Annotated in this window: 14 protein-coding genes; 10 read left to right on the top strand and 4 right to left on the bottom strand. The window is 51.2% G+C overall.

What is annotated here, in order from left to right:
• Positions 1 to 243 precede the first annotated feature (243 nt).
• Both MKX74_RS10445 and MKX74_RS10440 read left to right on the top strand, forming a co-directional pair.
• Complete coding sequence (locus MKX74_RS10445; protein ID WP_341178294.1) at positions 244 to 1,215, top strand: YpdA family putative bacillithiol disulfide reductase; 972 nt, start codon at positions 244 to 246, stop codon at positions 1,213 to 1,215.
• Between the two features lie 125 nt (positions 1,216 to 1,340).
• Positions 1,341 to 1,784, top strand: a complete 444-nt coding sequence (locus tag MKX74_RS10440; protein WP_018883284.1) for a DUF441 domain-containing protein — start codon at positions 1,341 to 1,343, stop codon at positions 1,782 to 1,784.
• 144 nt (positions 1,785 to 1,928) lie between these two features.
• On the opposite strand, the gene MKX74_RS10435 is transcribed toward MKX74_RS10440, so the two are convergent.
• Together MKX74_RS10435 and MKX74_RS10430 are read right to left on the bottom strand one after the other, a co-directional pair.
• A complete protein-coding gene (locus MKX74_RS10435; RefSeq protein WP_341178293.1) occupies positions 1,929 to 3,686 on the bottom strand; it encodes an ABC transporter ATP-binding protein in 1,758 nt (585 codons plus the stop codon).
• A gap of 12 nt (positions 3,687 to 3,698) precedes the next feature.
• Entirely contained in the window at positions 3,699 to 4,718 is a 1,020-nt protein-coding gene (locus MKX74_RS10430; RefSeq protein ID WP_341178292.1) for an aminoglycoside phosphotransferase family protein, read from the bottom strand.
• Between the two features lie 111 nt (positions 4,719 to 4,829).
• Here MKX74_RS10430 and MKX74_RS10425 point away from each other — a divergent pair, with 111 nt between their 5' ends.
• On the top strand, positions 4,830 to 5,342 hold the full coding sequence (locus tag MKX74_RS10425) for a hypothetical protein (protein WP_018883287.1): 513 nt from the start codon (positions 4,830 to 4,832) through the stop codon (positions 5,340 to 5,342).
• Between the two features lie 187 nt (positions 5,343 to 5,529).
• Here the strand turns inward: MKX74_RS10425 and MKX74_RS10420 are convergent, their stop codons facing one another.
• On the bottom strand, positions 5,530 to 5,832 hold the full coding sequence (locus tag MKX74_RS10420; RefSeq protein WP_018883288.1) for a HesB/YadR/YfhF family protein: 303 nt from the start codon (positions 5,830 to 5,832) through the stop codon (positions 5,530 to 5,532).
• A gap of 574 nt (positions 5,833 to 6,406) precedes the next feature.
• Between MKX74_RS10420 and MKX74_RS10415 the strand changes: the two genes are divergently transcribed.
• Together MKX74_RS10415 and MKX74_RS10410 are read left to right on the top strand one after the other, a co-directional pair.
• Complete coding sequence (locus MKX74_RS10415; RefSeq protein WP_018883289.1) at positions 6,407 to 8,164, top strand: ABC transporter ATP-binding protein; 1,758 nt, start codon at positions 6,407 to 6,409, stop codon at positions 8,162 to 8,164.
• Complete coding sequence (locus tag MKX74_RS10410) at positions 8,165 to 10,315, top strand: ABC transporter ATP-binding protein (protein ID WP_341178291.1); 2,151 nt, start codon at positions 8,165 to 8,167, stop codon at positions 10,313 to 10,315.
• 274 nt (positions 10,316 to 10,589) lie between these two features.
• Here the strand turns inward: MKX74_RS10410 and MKX74_RS10405 are convergent, their stop codons facing one another.
• A complete protein-coding gene (locus MKX74_RS10405; RefSeq protein ID WP_341178290.1) occupies positions 10,590 to 12,224 on the bottom strand; it encodes a PucR family transcriptional regulator in 1,635 nt (544 codons plus the stop codon).
• 169 nt (positions 12,225 to 12,393) lie between these two features.
• Here MKX74_RS10405 and allC point away from each other — a divergent pair, with 169 nt between their 5' ends.
• From allC to MKX74_RS10380, 5 genes are all read left to right on the top strand, one after another.
• The gene (gene allC, locus MKX74_RS10400) at positions 12,394 to 13,638 is read left to right on the top strand and encodes an allantoate deiminase (protein ID WP_341178289.1); all 1,245 of its coding nucleotides are present in this window, start codon (positions 12,394 to 12,396) and stop codon (positions 13,636 to 13,638) included.
• 25 nt (positions 13,639 to 13,663) lie between these two features.
• Positions 13,664 to 14,890: a pyridoxal-phosphate-dependent aminotransferase family protein gene (locus tag MKX74_RS10395; RefSeq protein ID WP_341178288.1), complete on the top strand. Its 1,227-nt coding sequence runs from the start codon at positions 13,664 to 13,666 to the stop codon at positions 14,888 to 14,890.
• A 213-nt stretch (positions 14,891 to 15,103) separates the two neighbouring features.
• Positions 15,104 to 16,513 (top strand): uracil/xanthine transporter, encoded by a 1,410-nt coding sequence (locus MKX74_RS10390; RefSeq protein WP_341178287.1) that lies wholly within the window; start codon positions 15,104 to 15,106, stop codon positions 16,511 to 16,513.
• Positions 16,514 to 16,578: 65 nt separating this feature from the next.
• Positions 16,579 to 17,835 carry an amidase family protein gene (locus tag MKX74_RS10385; protein WP_341180556.1) on the top strand — a complete coding sequence of 419 codons (1,257 nt, stop codon included), beginning with the start codon at positions 16,579 to 16,581 and terminating at the stop codon, positions 17,833 to 17,835.
• Positions 17,832 to 18,704, top strand: coding sequence for a fumarylacetoacetate hydrolase family protein (locus tag MKX74_RS10380; RefSeq protein WP_341178286.1), 873 nt, complete (start codon positions 17,832 to 17,834; stop codon positions 18,702 to 18,704). Before MKX74_RS10385 ends, MKX74_RS10380 begins: the two co-directional genes overlap by 4 nt.
• Positions 18,705 to 18,732: the final 28 nt, after the last annotated feature.

Raw genomic sequence — 18,732 nt, 5'->3', positions numbered from 1 at the left:
ATATATCTAATATATAAACATTGCTTCTCTCTTGTCAATTCTCGCTCCGAAAATTCATTCCTCGAGAAGCCAACAACTGCTCTTCCGCTGCAATCTCAGCTTAACTAGTAGCCTCCTCACGCAAATTCGGGGTAAACCCGGAGTTTTTTGGGAGCTTCGCTGGAAATCCGGCCATGATTGCGGTAGGATGGTAATGCTCTGGTATGAATAAAATAGTCTGTATATCAGGAGGTTGTACCCATCATGCAAGACATTATCATTATTGGCGGTGGACCATGTGGTCTATCCGCAGCTATAGAATGTGGCCGTAGAGGCCTGAAGTCACTCATTATTGAAAAGCATAACATTGTTCAGTCCATCTATCTGTACCCCACTAATATGCAATTCTTTAGTACAGCAGAGCTGCTAGAGATCGGAGACATTCCATTCAGCTCATCTAATGAGAAGCCCTTCCGTCACGAAGCATTGGCTTATTACCGTAAGGTCGCAGAGCATTATGATCTACTAGTGAAGCCATATGAGGAAGCACATACCATCGAGAAGCAACCAGACGGCACATTCGTAGTACATACACTGAATCGACGCGGCGAAGCGCAAGCTTACGCTACACGATATGTGGTCGTAGCAACAGGCTACTTCGATCATCCCAACTATCTGGGTATTCCTGGCGAGGATCTGGACAAGGTTACCCACTATTTCCGTGAAGCGCACCCTTATACCAGAACACGGACAGCCATTATCGGCGGGAGTAATTCAGCTGTAGATGCTGCCATGGAATTGGTGCGTGTAGGCGCTGAGATTGATATGGTCTATCGCGGAGACGAGCTCTCCACTCACATCAAGCCGTGGGTACGCCCGTTATTCGAAAGTCTTGTGAACAAGGGAAAGGTGCGACTCTATCTGGCCTCCCGTGTCACTGATATTCGTCCCCAAGAAATTACGGTCACTCCGACTCAGGGGGAGCCATTCGTTCTGCCTAATGATTTTGTACTGGCTATGACAGGCTTCCGTCCGGATCGCAAGCTCTTGGAATCAGCAGGTGTACAGATGAATGATGACCTGAACAAGCCTGTCCTGAATCCCGAGACGATGGAGACGAATGTACCAGGCGTTTACGTGGCAGGGGTTATTGCTTCTGGAAGTAATGCTAACGAGGTGTTCATCGAGACAGGCCGCTGGCACGGAAAACTTATTGCTGAGCATATTATAGGCTAGTCGCAGGGAACTCTAGACTACAGATGTGCCCTATTGCTCTACCAGACTACTCACGAAAAATAGTTCTGCTAGAGAACCAAGTATTTAAATCACGTTACTAACTTGAAATTGGAGGGTGAACTGCTATGGATATCACCTCATTGCTGCTCCTCCTACTCGCTGCGTTAGGCATCCTGAGCGGGAATGCAACAGTCACAATCCCGATGCTCATCTTGTTGCTGCTGCGAATAGCCCATGTGAATCAGGCCTTCCCCTGGCTGGAGAAATACGGGCTGACTATAGGCATCATTATTCTGACGATTGGCGTGATGACTCCACTCGCTAGTGGGAAGATCAGCATGAATCAAGTGCTCGAATCCTTCACACACTGGAAATCACTACTTGCGATCGTGATCGGCATACTTGTTGCATATTTGGGGGGACGGGGAGCTTCTCTTATGTCAAGTCAGCCTACAATCGTGACCGGGCTGCTGATCGGTACCGTTATCGGCGTCGCGCTCTTCAAGGGCGTTCCCGTCGGCCCACTTATTGCTGCAGGGTTGTTGTCACTGTTGATCGGAAAAGTGTAGTTTGAAGCTACACCCCTATGATGCTATACTGCTCAGATTCACTTGCCCGGCTTATACTTATTTATACACAACAAGGGTCCTCGCGCAGCCTATTACAGGATGCCGAGGACCCTTGTCTTACAGATCTGTCTCATCTGTCCATAGCTAGTGTGTATGTTCTGGAAGCTGCTGGATATTGTACAGCCGGGCGTAATCTCCCTCACGCTGCAGTAACTGCTCATGTGTACCCTCTTCGGTGATCCTCCCCTCCTGAATGACAATGATCCGGTCTGCATGGGTAATCGTGGACAGACGATGTGCAACGATGATCGTCGTCCTCCCTTCAGAGAGGCGTAATAGTGATTCCTGAATCTGATGCTCCGCTTCCAGATCCAATGCGGAGGTAGCCTCATCCAGGATGAGTACAGCAGGATTCTTCAGAAATACACGTGCAATCGCAATTCGCTGCTTCTGTCCACCCGACAGCTTGACTCCGCGTTCACCAATTTCGGTCTCGTAGCCTTGAGGCAATTGCTCGATGAAGACATCTGCGTTGGCTGCTCGAGCGGCAGCTCGCACCGCTTCCTCATCTGCGTCAGGGTTGCCAACTCGGATGTTATCATGGACCGATCCGCTGAACAGGAAATGATCCTGCAGCACCATTCCCATTTGGGAACGCAGACTGCTGAGTGTCCACTCTCGCACATCCAGTCCATTCACCAGCACGGCACCTTCCTGCACATCATAGAATCTCGGCAGCAGACTGATCAAGGAGGATTTGCCGCCCCCACTCATTCCCACCAATGCTATGGTCTCGCCACTACGGATATGTAGCTGAATATTCTGCAAAATCCATGAACTGGATGTCTCATACTTGAAGGAGACCTGCCGTAATTCTATGTCCTGGATCGGTTCCTTGAGTTCCTTGGCCTGCGGAGCATCACGAATATCGTAAGGCTCCTCCATAAGCTCCATGACTCTTTCCAGCGAAGCGGAAGCCTGTGTCAATACCGTTGAAGCATTCACCAGGCGCCTTAGCGGATTATACATTCGTTCCAGATAGCCGAAGAATGCCACGAACGTTCCCAGCGTCACCTCACCCTGAATAACAGCGTAGCCGCCATAGCCAATGACCAGCAAGGGCGCAATGTCAGTCAAAGTATTGATAATCGCGAAGGTCATGGCATTCCAGCGTGTCTGGCTCAGTGCCTTTTGCAGAAATTGCTGATTGACCTGACCAAATTGCTCACGCTCATAGCGTTCAAGTGTGAAGCTGCGAATGACAGCAATGCCCTGAATACGTTCAGTCAAATAGGCCTGAATTCCGGCTAGCGCCTTTGAGCGATCCTTCGTAAGCTGCTTCAGTCGTTTATACAGTATTTTCACAGAGATCGCATACAGAGGCAGGACAACAAAAGCCGCAATCGTCAGCTTGAAATCCATATAAATCATGAATCCCAATGCCAGCAGTAGGGAGAAAAGATCCAGCCAGACGTTCATCATGCCGACCTCGACGATGTTTTTGGTCTGCTCGACATCGTTGATGAACCGTGAGATCGTGTCGCCCGTCTTCCGGTTATGATAGAAACGCAGTGACAATCGCTGTAGATGATCGTACATGCGATTGCGTATATCGAACAACACGCTGCTCGTAATCCATTGTGCAAGGTACTGCCGTGCAAATTCCACTGGGCCTCGCAGCACAACGAATACCACGGCAGCCCCGCCAAGCAGCCAGAATAATTGGCTGATCTTCTTCTCCGCACTTATGCTATCCTCCAGCAACAGATGATCCACCGTATACTGGATCAATAGCGGCAATAGTAGCGGAATGCTGAACTTGATAACACCAATGGATAATGCTGCTACAATACGTAGTCGATAGGGCTTGATAAAGCCCAAATACCATTTCAAATCCTTCATGCTTCCCCCTTCTTATCCATTCCTTGCTCGGGCGGCAATCTCCAAGGCATATTTATCCAGCCGCGCTGCCATCAGGGTAGTGGTCATCGGAAGCCCCAAATCAAGCCAGCCCTTGTGCACCTCTAGCGGGTCTGTTACAAAGTCAGTGAGCGCATTCATATCCCAATAGGGATGGCTTGCTTCCTGCAATCCCCCAGCGTTAAGGTAGCTATTCATGAAGGAATCTGCTATCATTTCCCCTCCAAGAATGGCGAGATTCACCCGGCAGTGGCCTGTATCCGCTCCAGCAGGTCCCATACAAGCGTTCACCCAATCAACGACCCCACTAATTTTCCCTTGATCCCAGAGCAGGTTGCCAGGATGGTAATCACGGTGGATGAATACAGGCTGATAAGCAGGCGACCCCTGCTGTACATGATCAATAATGAACTGCCAAGCCTCAGGCTCACGGCTCCAGCTCGGTACCCGAAGCTCTGCGGCTGGCGTATACCTGGAATAGCTCCAGGCTAGGCTGGCGCTAGAGGCGTGTAACAACGCTAATACTCTCCCCATCTCTCCAACCCACAAATGGCAAGGCAACTCTGGCGGAGCAGGCTGAACATAAGGCTTTCCTGGCAAAAAGGACATAAGCACAGCTGGCATTCCAGCTATACTACCATCTGTATCTCGTGCGATCGCAAAAGGTACAGGAAGTCCTGTAGTCGCCGCCGCTCGTAGTGCTTCACTCTCGTGAACGGGCAGATCAGGCTCCTGCTGCAGCCACGCCGCGTCTGTAAAAAGCCTCATTACCACCGCCTGATATGCCGGTCGCCTGTTCGCATCAACAGTAGAATCCGAGATATTGTCAGGTCGAGGACCCGCATACTGTGTCAGATCGCTTGGGCCAACGCTCCATTTCAGCATTTGTGCCGAGGCACCACCCTTCAGTTCTCTGGACTGCAGTGGGACCCCAACATCTATCTCCAGCACTTGTCGCAGCCAGTTCGTGGCAAGACCACCAGTTGGCCGTGTTCGTTCATAATCTCGCTCCAAAGGATATCCCCCTTGCTCTCAGGAACAGAATGTCCGCACCTGCCAAGCTGTATTTCAAGCGTGAGTATGTTATACTCAAGTCGATTTACACCGTTAGCAGGAGGAAATGCTATGTCCCGACAGTTTGTAACCGAGGCCGTAATGCTCGCCATCTACGGTCAGTTGCTCTCAGCAGCCGAGCCTGTAGAATATATTGTACCCTATACCTCGTTTTTGGAATTATATGAGCTGCAGGAGACGTCCGATCCCCTGATGGACAATACCGCGGATGATGAGTATGTGAAGAAGAAGATCCGGGAGCTGGTCGGATACCTGGAGGAACCGCTGAATCAGAAAAAAATCAGGCGTGCTCTGCTGATGCCCTGGGGCGTCAGCGCTCCGATCCTGGTCGGTGATACTACCGCAGTGACGATTGTCAATGCCGTGGATGCTGCACAATTCGGGGATGATTTTGATCCGATCGAGACCGAGCTTGTGCTTACGGCCCAGCGCAGACAGCTCCCTCTGTTGACAGACCAGATTGAATGGATTCAGCGCCTGCTGGAGCATACCATTCCCGTGCAGGTCTATGATATCGAAGATTTCGAATTCGCGCTGGAGGACCCGATGTTGCATCAGCCTTAGGAGATTATGTACTTCCCTTGAGACCCAAAAGCGGCGCAAGGTGCACGGAGTAGGTCTTCCGTGGCCCTGCAGCCGCTCTTTTTGCATGTAATCTGAATCAATTTCACAATACCTTTAGCTCCTTCAAGCAGGACTACTACAGTCACAAAAATCAACTTGAATGAGCTCTGTCATTGATTCGCTCTAATTAACCCTCGGATTCCTCCGCGTAGTTGTACACAATGTCGTCATGCTCTTGCAGATAATTCACTTCCACCCGGTGTCCCTTCAAATACCAAGAGTCCTGATCCTCCATATAGAAAGTAAGCCCCCCGGCGGTATTCTCCATGACAGGACGCTGTGGGGATTCCACTGATATACCCAGTGAAAATCCGGGATGCAGGCCACCACCTGAGCTGTAGCGGGCAAATAAACGAATGCTATCTCCATCCTTCAGCCCCAGCTCCTTCTTGTACCAAGCTGCTGCCTGTTCAGTCACATGGATACTCATATGCTGCCGTTCATCTCCTTATCCTATCTCTAATGCTTAATTTGATTGCATACTCGTATTCTATCATAACACCGCTTCGACGATTAGACCAACCAGTTGATAAACGGAAGTACGAGAAGCGCACTTGAATTTTTTGTGAAAAAGGTTTGACAGTCGCCAAAGCCTAGTGATAAGATTCAACCATAACGAGATCAAATTCAAATTTATGACAGCATCGAATCATCCGTTCGGGGATAATGCTCTGGACACCGATGGTCAAGATGACTGACAAGAAAGGGGAATCCGGTAATGATGATTGTATTTACATTTACTACTCAACCAGCAGGTCATTCATTACAATTGCATACCGGAGTAACCGAACTGTCGTCGTCAGAGGAGTCCTGCCAGTAGGTCTGATCCTTTAGCGTACATAATTGCGTCAGGTAGTTAACGGTTACTCACGTCTACACCTGAGCACGCCATATGACATGCATCCAAGGCATATCGTTTGCACACGGTATGTCTTTTTTGTTGTCTTTTAAGCATGATTTCTCATGGCGACAGGTTCACTTTTCGTGAAAGGAAGCGATTTTACATGTTCTCAGTATTAAAGAATTTGGGATGGTTTTTCAGGCAAGAGAAAAAACGCTATACCGTTGGCCTCATCTTCCTCATTGTCGTTGGCGTATTGGAGCTCATCCCCCCACGTCTGCTCGGCACCACAATTGACGAGATCAGCAACGGCTCGGTCACCTGGAATTCATTAACTCAGACAATCCTGCTCATTCTAGGCATGCTCGTATTAATCTACTACATCACCTACATATGGATGCATAGATTATTCGGTGGTGCCAATCTGGTTGAGAGCTTACTGCGCAGCCGCTTCATGCGACACCTGCTCAGCATGACCCCGCCCTTCTTCGAGAAGAATCGGACAGGAGATCTCATGGCGCGAGCCACGAACGATCTACGTTCAGTAGCAGCTACAGCCGGATTCGGCATGTTGACCCTGACGGACTCCACAGTCTATTTGGCCACTGTACTGATTGCCATGTGTACTTTGATCAGTTGGAAGCTTACACTTGCGGCCATTATTCCCCTGCCATTCATCGCCCTCGCCATGAGCATATATGGCAAGGCCATCCATCAGCGTTATACGCTGGCGCAGGACGCCTTCGGAGATATGAACGATCAGGTACTGGAATCGGTCGCTGGGATTCGGGTCATTCGAGCCTATGTGCAGGAGCGGCATGATGAGCGCAGATTTGCCCATATTACAGACGATGTCTACCAGAAAAACTTGGCCGTCGCCCGCATGGATGCACTGTTCGAGCCGACCATTCGTCTATGTGTAGGACTCAGTTACGTCATCGGGCTTGGCTATGGGATTCATCTTGTATTTCGCAATGAAATCACACTGGGTGATCTGGTCTCCTTCAACATGTATCTCGGGATGATGATCTGGCCTATGTTCGCCATCGGCGAGCTCATCAATCTGATGCAGCGCGGCAATGCTTCTCTCGATCGCGTCAACGAGACGACCTCTTATCAGCCTGATGTCAAGGATGCTAAACATCCCGTTCAGGTCAGCCATCCCGAATCCATTGTGATGAAGGACGTGACCTTCCGTTACCCATCGTCAACGATGGATAACCTCAAGGATGTCCAGCTTAGGCTGAAGCGTGGGGAGACACTTGGCGTAGTAGGCCGTACAGGTAGTGGCAAGACGACGCTGCTGAAGCAGCTTCTACATGAATATCCTACAGGCAAGGGTGAGATTCTGATCTCGGATACACCTATGGAGAGTATTGCAGTAGATCAGCTTCATAGCTGGCTTGGCTACGTGCCGCAGGAGCAGATTTTGTTCTCCAAATCCGTCCGTGACAATATTCGGTTCGGTAAGCCTGGTGCAACGGATGATGACATTATGGAAGCCATTCGCACCGCCGCCTTTGAGCGTGATATTGTGAATTTAACAGACGGACTGGATACGCTTGTAGGGGAAAAAGGCATTGCACTATCCGGCGGGCAGAAGCAGCGTGTATCCCTAGCGCGAGCCTTCATCGCGGACCCTGAAATTCTCATCCTTGATGACGCCTTGTCTGCAGTAGATGCCCGTACCGAGGCTCGCATTATTGAGAATATTCGAAGCAAGCGCGCCGGTAAAACAACGCTGATCTCCACACACCGTCTGTCCGCTGTAGAGCACGCAGACCATATTGTAGTGCTGGAGCAAGGCCGAATTATTGAGGAAGGAACACACGAGGAGCTGCTGCGTGAGCAAGGCTGGTATCATGAGCAATATTTACGCCAGCAGCTGGAATCGGACCTTTCCTCCAAGGAGGTTAAGTAATTGAAGCAGAACATAGGCAGGAGATTATTCCAATACGCCTTGACGACTAAATATACATTCATTGTAGCCCTCATCGCCCTGGCGATCGGTGTGGCTGCCGAGCTGGCGGGGCCATTCCTTGCCAAGTCCATGATTGACAATCATATGCTGGCTATCGAGAAGCCTTTTTATCAGACCAACGATACCCATGAAGCAGCCTCCTACAAGGGAGAACATTTCAAACGAAGTGATCGCTTTACACCGGAAGAGCCTCGCGGCCGCGAGGTACGTATTCTACAGGCTGGCTCTTCCTTCGTATTCGTCAATGAGGTTGTATCCATCGCGGAGGGCGAGCGCAGCTTCAGCGACGGGATATTAACGATTACCCGTGGCGGCGAGACATTCCGTTACCCAGCTCAGTTGCTATCCACAGGCGAGTTGTATGCTTTTTACCAACCGGAATTGCCGGGAATCTACCAATTGATTATGTGGTACTTCGTATTCCTCGTTATCTCTATTTTCGCTGAATTCGGCAAGACCTACTGGCTTCAATCCGGTGCAAATCGGGTAATCCAGAAGCTTCGACTCGATCTGTATGCGCAGATTCAGCGTTTGCCAGTGAACTTTTTTGACAACCTGCCTGCAGGGAAGGTCGTATCCAGAGTTACCAATGATACCGAAGCGATCAAGGACCTGTTCGTAGCGGTGCTGGCGAATTTCAGTTCAGGCATCGTGACCATCGCAGGAATCTATGTGGCACTGTTCATTCTGGATCTTCGTCTCGGATTGATCTGTCTCTTCCTTGTGCCGATTCTCGTCCTGTGGGTGGTGCTATACCGCAAAGTGGCTACACGCTACAATACCATCATCCGCTCCCGACTAAGTGAGATTAATGCCATTATTAATGAGTCCATTCAGGGGATGTCTATCATCCGAATTTTCCGTCGGCAGCAGCAAACGCTGGATGAATTCGAGACGCTGAATAAAGATTACATGAAGCATCAGAATAAGATGCTGAATCTGAATGCGCTCACCTCCCACAATCTGGTGAATGTGCTGCGGAATTTCTCGTTTGCCATTGTACTGTGGTACTTCGGCGCAGGAACACTGACTGGCTCCTCGGCGATCTCGCTCGGTGTACTCTATGCGTTCGTAGACGTACTAAGTCGGCTATTCCATCCGATTACAGGCATGATGAACCAACTTGCGGCTCTGGATACATCCATTGTATCTGCCGGGAGGGTATTCAAGCTTATGGATGAAGACGGAGAGCCTGTCACAGATGGCTCCATGCCACGCTATAAGGGACATGTGGAGTTCAAGGATGTGTCCTTCGCCTACAAGAATGACTATGTACTAAAGAACATCTCCTTCACTGCCAAGCAGGGGCAGACAGTCGCTCTCGTCGGACATACCGGCTCTGGCAAAAGCTCGATCATCAACCTGCTCTTTCGCTTCTACGATCCGCAGAAGGGAAGCATCACGATTGATGGTCAGAATATACGAGAGCTTCCCAGACAGTGGGTGCGAAGCCACATGGGAATCGTGCTGCAGGACCCTTACCTGTTCACAGGAACAATTGCCTCCAATATCAGTCTGGACGATGAACGGATTACCCGTGAGCAGATCGAGAAGGCTCTGCAGGATGTAGGCGCAAGCAAGCTCTTGCAGCATTTGCCGCAGGGCTTCGATGAACCTGTCCTGGAGAAGGGGAGTACGCTATCCGCAGGGGAGCGTCAATTGATCTCCTTCGCCAGAGCGCTCGCCTTCGACCCAGCCATTCTCATTCTGGATGAAGCGACCGCGAACATTGATACCGAGACCGAAGCCATCATCCAGGCAGCACTTGAGGTGCTGAAGAAGGGGCGTACGACCTTCATCATCGCTCACAGACTCTCTACCATTCGGAATGCAGATCAGATTCTGGTCCTGCATCAAGGTGAAATTGTGGAGCAAGGTACTCATGATGAGCTGCTTGCCGGTCAAGGTCGCTATCGCCAAATGTATGAGCTGCAACAAGGAAATGTAGGCGGTACAGTCCAAGATGTGAACCCGTCAGCTCTTGAAGCTGACGGCACTCATACGAAGGAGCAGCAAAGCGAGAAAGTTACCGCTGGAGCTATCCAGGGCTCTGGTGGGCTGAGACCCTCGACCTCAGGCGGCACAGCCTGAGCTGCAGTGAATGCAGAGTGACTCGAAGCAAAGTTCAGATTCAGTAACTGCTGGCTGATTAAGGCGGAAATGTAAATCTAACCGTTTAGTAGTGATATCCCCTTCTAGTAGACATGAGAAAAAAGACATCTGGTAAGATGGATTTAATCTTGTTGAACGGAGGGGATTTTTGTATGAATAAGAGCTTACTTTGCGGGAATACGCCTTTCAGGAAAAGACTAGACTTAACTGCGTTGCTAGCGCTGTGTTGCTCCTGTACCCATCCATTATTCCATTATTCCATCCTTCCATCCTTCTGCGGCAGCAATGCTTTGATTCGGAATGCCATGCGAAGACGCAACGTTTCCTCCGGGTCCTTCAGGCTGCGACCGATAATTTCCTCACATTTTTCCAACCTATAGATCACTGTATTCCGATGAATGTACAGTCTCTTTGCCGTCTCGGCAAGTTGGCAATGGGCCTCCAAATAAACGGATAGCGTCTGGATTAACATATGATGATCCTTGAGCGTCTCATCCTCGAAGCCCTGCATCGTATCGGCGTAAAATTTCCGTAGGTGCTCAAGAGGGATCATACGCAAAATCTCCGGCACTTCCTTCGGATGATACATCTCGATAAACCGAGTCTTACCTGCCATGCCGCCGAAGTAAAGGGCTTCGTTCGCCTCTTTGTAGGAGACAGGGATCTGGGCGAGTGGCTGTGCATAGCTGCTGAAGCCAAACGACAACTCCGAACCGAAATACGTAGCAATTTTCCCCTGAAGGTGTTCCAGCAGCGCAAAAAAAGAAGGTTTGAGTGTTTTCCATTCCTCGACCATTGGCATGAGCAATACGTAGGCGCGATCGTGAGTGAACAGATGTAGCGGATAGCGAAAATGGACCAACTCCCCTTCCAGATGCTCAGCGATCCGGTCTTGTTCGGCTTTATACTGCATAAATGAGCTCGTTTTATCTCTGCCGTCGAGTTTGCCGACTGCACAAAGATAGCGGTGTTCAATGGATAGACCGAATTCCCTTCCTCGGCTGGCGATCTCCTCGCTGCTTGAAAATGCCCCTCCGATAAAATTGGTAAAGAACTCATTCTGGATACGCCGGCGATTTTGCTTGAGCGCATTGTCCTTCATCAGCTCGAAAGCAATCACGTTGGTTGCCTGTTCAATAGTCAGAATACTAGAACGTTCCGCTGGCGAAACAAATCCTTCAATACAGAGGTAGTGTAGTTGTCTGTGGGTATAGACGGGAAATAACGTCAGTGTCTCCCCTTCTCCGCCCAGCAGGGAAAAAGCAGTGAAATTGGATGTCTCCACATGAAAACGACCGCCGGCCGATAACAACGCTTCGAGCCGCGTGGCGGTGGAGGCGGTGCAACGACCAGATATCCGTTGAAGGTAAGGACCCAGTAAAAGGACAGGTAATCTCAACAAGGAGGACAACTGATCCAATAGCTTCGGGATGCCCTGGCCGCTCATGATATGCTGGGTGAACTGTCGGTGTGTCTGCATAGCGTTGTGCAGCTCGGTTGTCCGCACATCAAGGATATGGCTCAGCGACTTGTTGACAATATCGCCGAGCGAAGGCTCGACGGGCAGCTCCATTAACGGTAGGTCTAACTGGTCAGCAAGCGTGATCGCCGATTCGGGAATGCTGCCGAGGAACCGCTTGCTTTTGATGCCTAAAGCCGCGCAGTTCTGGCGGCTCATCTCCCGAATCAATTCCAACAGCGCTGGCAGATCATCCTTTAAGTGAAAAGCGGTCGTAATGAGTAATTCATTGCTTTTAAGGTATGGAATGATATCTGGGGCGTCCATCATATTGACCGTGTGAACTTCCCGATTCAAGCCCTTTGCTCCCGCGACGATCGTTGTTCCGTCAAATACGGGTAATTTCAGCAGATCATCCATTTTCATCATTCTCACGCCCCCTTTAGTTAACATGACCAACAATTACTCTGATTCTTCTACATTTTCGTGAATGATTTCCCTTTTGTTTTATTTTACGATTAATGAATAGCATTGCCAAGTTAAACAATATAACATCGATTGGAAAGCTTGGGCTGCCAGATTGGGGGAGATTACATTGATGATCAAACAACCGAAGCCGTCCGCCTTATTCGAACAGGTCGAACATATGATTGAATGGCTGGCTTCGCATGGGGAAGAACAAAGTGGCGGAGTAACACGGTTGCTGTATGACCCGGCTTGGAGCGCGGCCCAGCGGGCGATCGAGGGAAAAATGAAAGAAATTGGACTAACCACACACTACGACGATGCCGGGAACCTGTTTGGACGTGTCTCTGGACGTGATCCAAAAGCGCAGGTCGTACTGACAGGATCGCATGTAGATACAGTGACCGGAGGCGGAAAATACGACGGAGCCTATGGCATCGTCGCTGCACTAATCGCCGTGCAATATTTGCTTACACATTACGGCCAGCCACTCAAGCCAATTGAGGTTGTGTCCCTATGCGAAGAAGAAGGAAGCCGCTTCCCGATGACCTACTGGGGTTCCGGTAATATTACGGGGGCGAAGAGCCGCGAGGCGGTTCACAACATCAAGGACGCAAAAGGCGTATCGTTCGAACAGGCGATGCGCGATGCCGGGTTCGGAACAGGTCAACACCCGAAGCCAAAGCGCAAAGACCTGGAATGCTTTATCGAATTGCATATTGAGCAAGGCCAAGTGCTGGAACGGGAAGGCAAGTCGATCGGCGTCGTCAGCCACATCGTTGGACAACGCCGTTATGATATTACAGTCCATGGCGAGAGCAATCATGCCGGCACGACTCCAATGCAGTGGCGCCGAGATGCCATGGCTACGGCTGCCGAGCTAATTCGAATACTAACGCATCGAGCCAAAGCAGATGAGAGCGGACTCGTGGCTACCGTGGGTCGAATGGACGTTCACCCCAATGTCGGTAATGTCATTGCACGCGAGGTCACCTTTAGCCTGGACGTGCGCCACAGGGATGCAGAGACGATTCGGAACTTCTGCGAGGAATGCTTCAGGGAATTCGAAATGGTTGCGGCCGAACAAGGAACTCGCGTCGTGTGCTACAAATGGATGGATGAGCCTCCGGTAGCAATGGATCCTGCTCTAAACGCGACTGCTGAGGACATTTTAAAGCGTGAAGGCATTTCGTACAAAACAATGACTAGCGGGGCGGGACACGATTCGCAGATATTCGGAACGTATTGTCCAACCGCACTGTTCTTTGTACCAAGTCGGGACGGCATTAGCCACTCACCCGCAGAATTTACGGATACGGAAGATTTGCAGCGCGGCGTGCGCTTGCTGATCGACATGCTGCACAAGTTGGCTTATTGAAGAACACTGAGGAGGCGGTTACGAGATGACGAAGTACCGGGAAATTCATGCACCTTTGAGAACAATCATGACACCAGGGCCAGTTGAGGTCGACCCTAGAGTTCTGCGAGCAATGGCAACGCCGATTCTAGGCCAATTTGATCCGGAATTCACGCGAATGATGAACGAAACTATGGAAATGTTAAGACAAACATTCCAGACGACGAACCAGTGGGCCTTCCCTGTCGACGGTACTTCTCGCTCTGGCTTGGAAGCGGTACTGTGCAGTCTGATCGAACCGGGTGACAAAGTACTAGTGCCCATCTTCGGCCGCTTCGGCCATCTGCTGACCGAGATTGCCGAACGCCATGGTGCAGAGCTTCATCTAATGGAATGTCCTTGGGGAGAAGTATTCGACCAACAGGCGGTCATCAACGAGATTGAGCGAGTACAGCCGAAAATCCTGGCGATTGTGCATGGGGAGACTTCGACGGGCTGTATGCAGCCGTTGGACAAGATCGGCCCGGCCTGCCGCAAGCTCGGCGTATTGACGGTGGTCGATGCCGTCGCTTCAATCGGTGGCACCCCAGTCAAAGTGGATGAATGGCAGCTTGATGCGGTTATCGGCGGTACACAGAAGTGCATTTCCGTACCTTCTGGCATGGCACCCATCACATACAACGAGCGGGTTGAGCGCATTCTGGCGAGCCGAAAAAAAGTCGAGCGCGGTGTCGCAATTGAAAGCGACCATCGGGACGTGGCGCAGCCGATTCGCAGCAACTACTTTGATCTAAGCCAGCTACAGGATTACTGGGGGCCGCGTCGTCTGAACCATCATACGGAAGCAACGTCTATGCTGTATGCGTTGCGCGAAGGCCTGCGCATCCTGCTTGACGAAGGGCTTGAAGAACGCTTCGAACGGCACAAGTTGCATGAAAAGGCGCTGATGTCCGGTATCCGTGGTATGGGGCTAGAGCTATTCAACGATGTGGCATGGAAGCTGCCAGTCGTGACGTGCGTGAAGATTCCGGAAGGTGTTGACGGCGAGTCCGTACGAACAATGCTTCTGAATCAGTTCGGTATCGAGATCGCAAGCTCATTCGGCCCGCTACATGGGCAGATTTGGCGAATCGGCACGATGGGCTACAGTTGTCGCAAGGAGAACGTGCTATTCGTTCTGTCCGCGCTGGAAGCTGTGCTGATCCGACATCATGCCCCGATCGTGATTGGGCGCGGAGTGCAAGAGGCACTGGACGTGTATGAGCAGGCCTAATCAGGTACGGCCGTTCTCGCCCAAGTGTGACCATGGTGTAGAAGATGTAGCCCAAAGGCCTCTTGCTGTCGCACTTGTATTTTAGGGAAAGATAAGGATTCCGGGAATTTCCGGAATCCTTTTGTATAAACTCAGCTTTGTTCAAGGAACCCCGGGTGCGTAATAAATCTGCTCGGATACCATCTCAACGAAGCTCCAAGCGGAGTGTGAAATATGAACAAAATCAACTGGCTGCGCTCAGGACTCGCAGGGCTGCAGTGGCTTTTCTTCTTATTTACCAACACGGTAGTCATTCCAATCACGGTCGGAGCAGCGTTCGGGCTACCGCAGGAGAAGATTCAATTTCTAATTCAATGCTCGTTTGTCCTAACAGGGCTCGCTTGCGTAATTCAGGCAGGACTCGGACATAAAAGAGCCGTCATGGAAGGACAGTCTGGCTTGTGGTGGGGTGTCATTCTAAGCCTTAGTGCGGCTGCACCGTCACTGGGCATTTCGCTGACGGAACTGGGCGGTAGCCTGGCCGTTGGAATCTTGATCTCGGGTGTGGTCACCATTCTGATCGGTGTCTGCGGCCTAGCTGCTCCATTGTCGAAACTATTTACGCCGGGAGTGATGGCTGTGTTCATGTTCCTGCTCGGCTGCAGGCTGAACATGATTTTTCTCGAAGGCATGCTCGGCATTTCATCTGGGTCATCGTCTGAAGCCACAGCAATTCAGCCAGCCGTGTTCCTGTTGGCTGCTGCCGTTGCCTTTTTTGCCGCAGTCTTGTCAGTAAAAGCCCGGCCCGCGATCGGGCAGTATGCACTGCTGATTGGTATTTTGGGCGGATGGGCGCTATATGCGCTTAGCTTCGGCAGAGACGACGGAGCATCCAATGTTGGAAGTATAGACATGGGCTGGTTTCCGCTCGGTGGGCCTACAGACGGACTGAACGCCGGTGTGGTAGCGATTGCCGTTATCGCCGGGCTCATCAACGCCTCCAATACGTTCGGCGCACTGAAAGGAACGGATAGTATTTACGAGCAGGAAGCATCAGGAAGGCAATACAGACGCTCCTTCACGATCAGCGGTGCGCTCGCAGTTGCCTCGGGATTACTGGGACTTGTCCCCTACGCTCCCTACGTTTCCTCTGTAGGCTTCCTCCAGCAGACTCGTATCCGGGATCGGCTTCCGTTTGTAATCGGTGGTCTTTTGTTCGCGGGCATCGGCCTAATTAAGGCGATCAGCGGCGTATTGACGCAACTCCCGCTCAGCATCGGAAGCGCTGTGCTTCTCGTGACGTATCTGCGATTGCTAGGCTCCTCCCTGCAATATTTCGGGCAAATTCGTATGGATGCCGCCAACCTGTACCGAACAGCAGCACCTTTATTCGTAGGGATCATCATTATGGGATTGCCTTCCGAATCGTTCACTTCACTGCCCGCCCTACTGCGGCCGCTACTTGGAAACGGTCTGCTGGTCGGCATTTTACTCGCATTACTATTAGACCGGCTTCGGATCAGCTCTCCCCCACAAGATCAGGCGACTACCTTGAGGAAGGTTCAAATCCCTGATACGGTAAAGTCTCATCGTTCCCGTAGCACGCTTACTACGAATTTGAAACCGAAAGGAGAACAGCAATGAGTACGAAAAATGCGAATCAAACGGAGGGATTCCAACTCCACACAAAGTCGAAGATGGTGTCACCCATGTCCGACCAATGGAGAGCTTTCGTAGATACTTCCATGAAGCGACCTGCCAACGGAACAGGCTTACTCACTGGACTAACGTTCGCAGTGAAGGACGTCTTCGATATCAAGGGCGCTACAAGCGGAGCCGGCAACCCGGATTGGCTTCGCACGCATGAGCCTTCGGAATCTACAGCTCCTTCAATATTGGCATTACTAGCAAACGGCGCGAGGTTTGAAGGCACGACGCAGACGGACGAATTGATGTACAGCCTGAACGGAGAAAACGCCCATTACGGCACGCCGATTAACCCCCACGCACCAGATCGAATTCCCGGGGGCTCGTCAAGCGGCTCGGCCGTAGCTGCTGCTGCAGGACTGGTCGATTTCGCCGTAGGAACGGACACAGGCGGTTCGGTGCGCATTCCATCATCGTATTGTGGCCTATACGGCTTCCGTCCGACGCATGGAGCCATATCTGCGGAAGGGGTCATTCCGCTGGCGCGAAGTTTCGATACGGTTGGCTGGATGAGTCGGTCTGCAAAAATCTTGCTCGACGTGGGCAGGGTCCTGCTGGAACATAATTCAGCTAATTCTGATGGTGAGTCGAGCTTAAGCGTCGAGAGTGAACACGACATAGATCACCTATTCAATATCAGTACATCCCCATTCACCCGCTTTCTCACGGCGGAAGAAGCCTGGAGCCTGCCCGAACCGGATGACCGTTCGATCCTCCTTGCGAAGCTACATGGTCTCGGCGACTGGGAGGATAACCACACGGCTATCCGATTAACTGAGCCTGAAGAGAGCCTGGCAGACTGGTCGGCGGCGTTCCGTGTTCTTCAAGGGCTAGAGATCGCACGTGAACATAGCGAATGGATCGCAAAAGAACATCCGACATTTGGGCCGGGCATTGCGGAACGCTTCGAATGGGCCTGTACACTGGAGGAATCCGCAAGCGCGGTTGAAGCAGCTTTACGTGCTCGTGTACAGCGCGCGCTTGTGGAACTACTAGGTGAAGGCGGAATTCTGGCCATACCCACTGCACCTGGCCCAGCTCCGCTGTTAGGATTACAAGGTCCAAAAGCTGAGGAATACCGAGCGAAAACAATGCAGCTCTCCTGTATTGCAGGACTTTCCGGTCTGCCTCAGGTTACCGTGCCAGTAATCCGTCAGGACGGACTACCGATCGGACTATCTTTTATCGGCGGTTTGAATACGGATCTCCAGTTGCTGTATTGGGTGACTAAACATTTTACAGAAGAGGTGCATGGATGAAACTCGTGACGATTGCGCACAAGGGACGGGAGCAAGTTGCTTTTTTGACGGATCGGGGCATGATCCCCCTGGCTTGGCTGAATGAACAGGAAGGCACGGCTTGGAACACAGACCTCTTCACGCTACTGCAACAAGAACGACTGAATTCGCTGCGCCACTGGTATATCAGCGGTGGTCAGGAGCACCTCGACAGGGCCCCTGCCCTGCTCGCAGGCGAAGTTTCTTACCGCGCACTTTACAGACAGCCGGGCAAAATCATCGGCGTCGGCATGAACTATCTGGCAAAGGCGATAGAGCTGTCCGGGCGTCCTCCTGAGGATGAGCCAGTTATTTTCCTCAAGCCGGATACATTACTGATTGGCCCTGGTGAAGCGATCCATCTCCCCACTGGAGCCGGACAGATCACCGCAGAAGCGGAGCTAGCCATCGTCATCGGACACACGTGCAAGAAGCTCCGTGAAGAGGAAGCGATGAGCGTCGTAGCTGGATATACGACAGCACTCGATATGACCGCCAAGGATATCCACGCTCGCAATCCTCGGTTTATGCAGCGTGCCAAAAGCTTTGACACGTTCCTGAGCCTTGGCTCCTCCCTATCCACACCTGACGAATATGACGATCTACCTAATCTTGAGATCGAGACCATACTCAACGGCCAAGTCACTCACAGCAATTCTGTTAGCCGAATGATCTTTTCCCCCGCATACCTGATCTCCTTCCTGTCACATGTGATGACGCTGCAACCGGGAGATGTCATTTTGACGGGGACACCGGGGTCGGTCGTTATTGAGCCAGGAGACGAGGTAGGATGTCGGATTGCAGGGCTGGAGACGCTGAACAATTCGGTAGAGCCAACTCCACCTCTGTAATTTTCATTCAAAAGATTGTTCCAAAAAC

This window comes from Paenibacillus sp. FSL K6-1230 (assembly GCF_038002385.1).
Classification (GTDB): domain Bacteria; phylum Bacillota; class Bacilli; order Paenibacillales; family Paenibacillaceae; genus Paenibacillus; species Paenibacillus massiliensis.
Note: the sequence above shows the minus strand (reverse complement) of the source record. Positions and strands in the feature narration are given on the sequence as shown.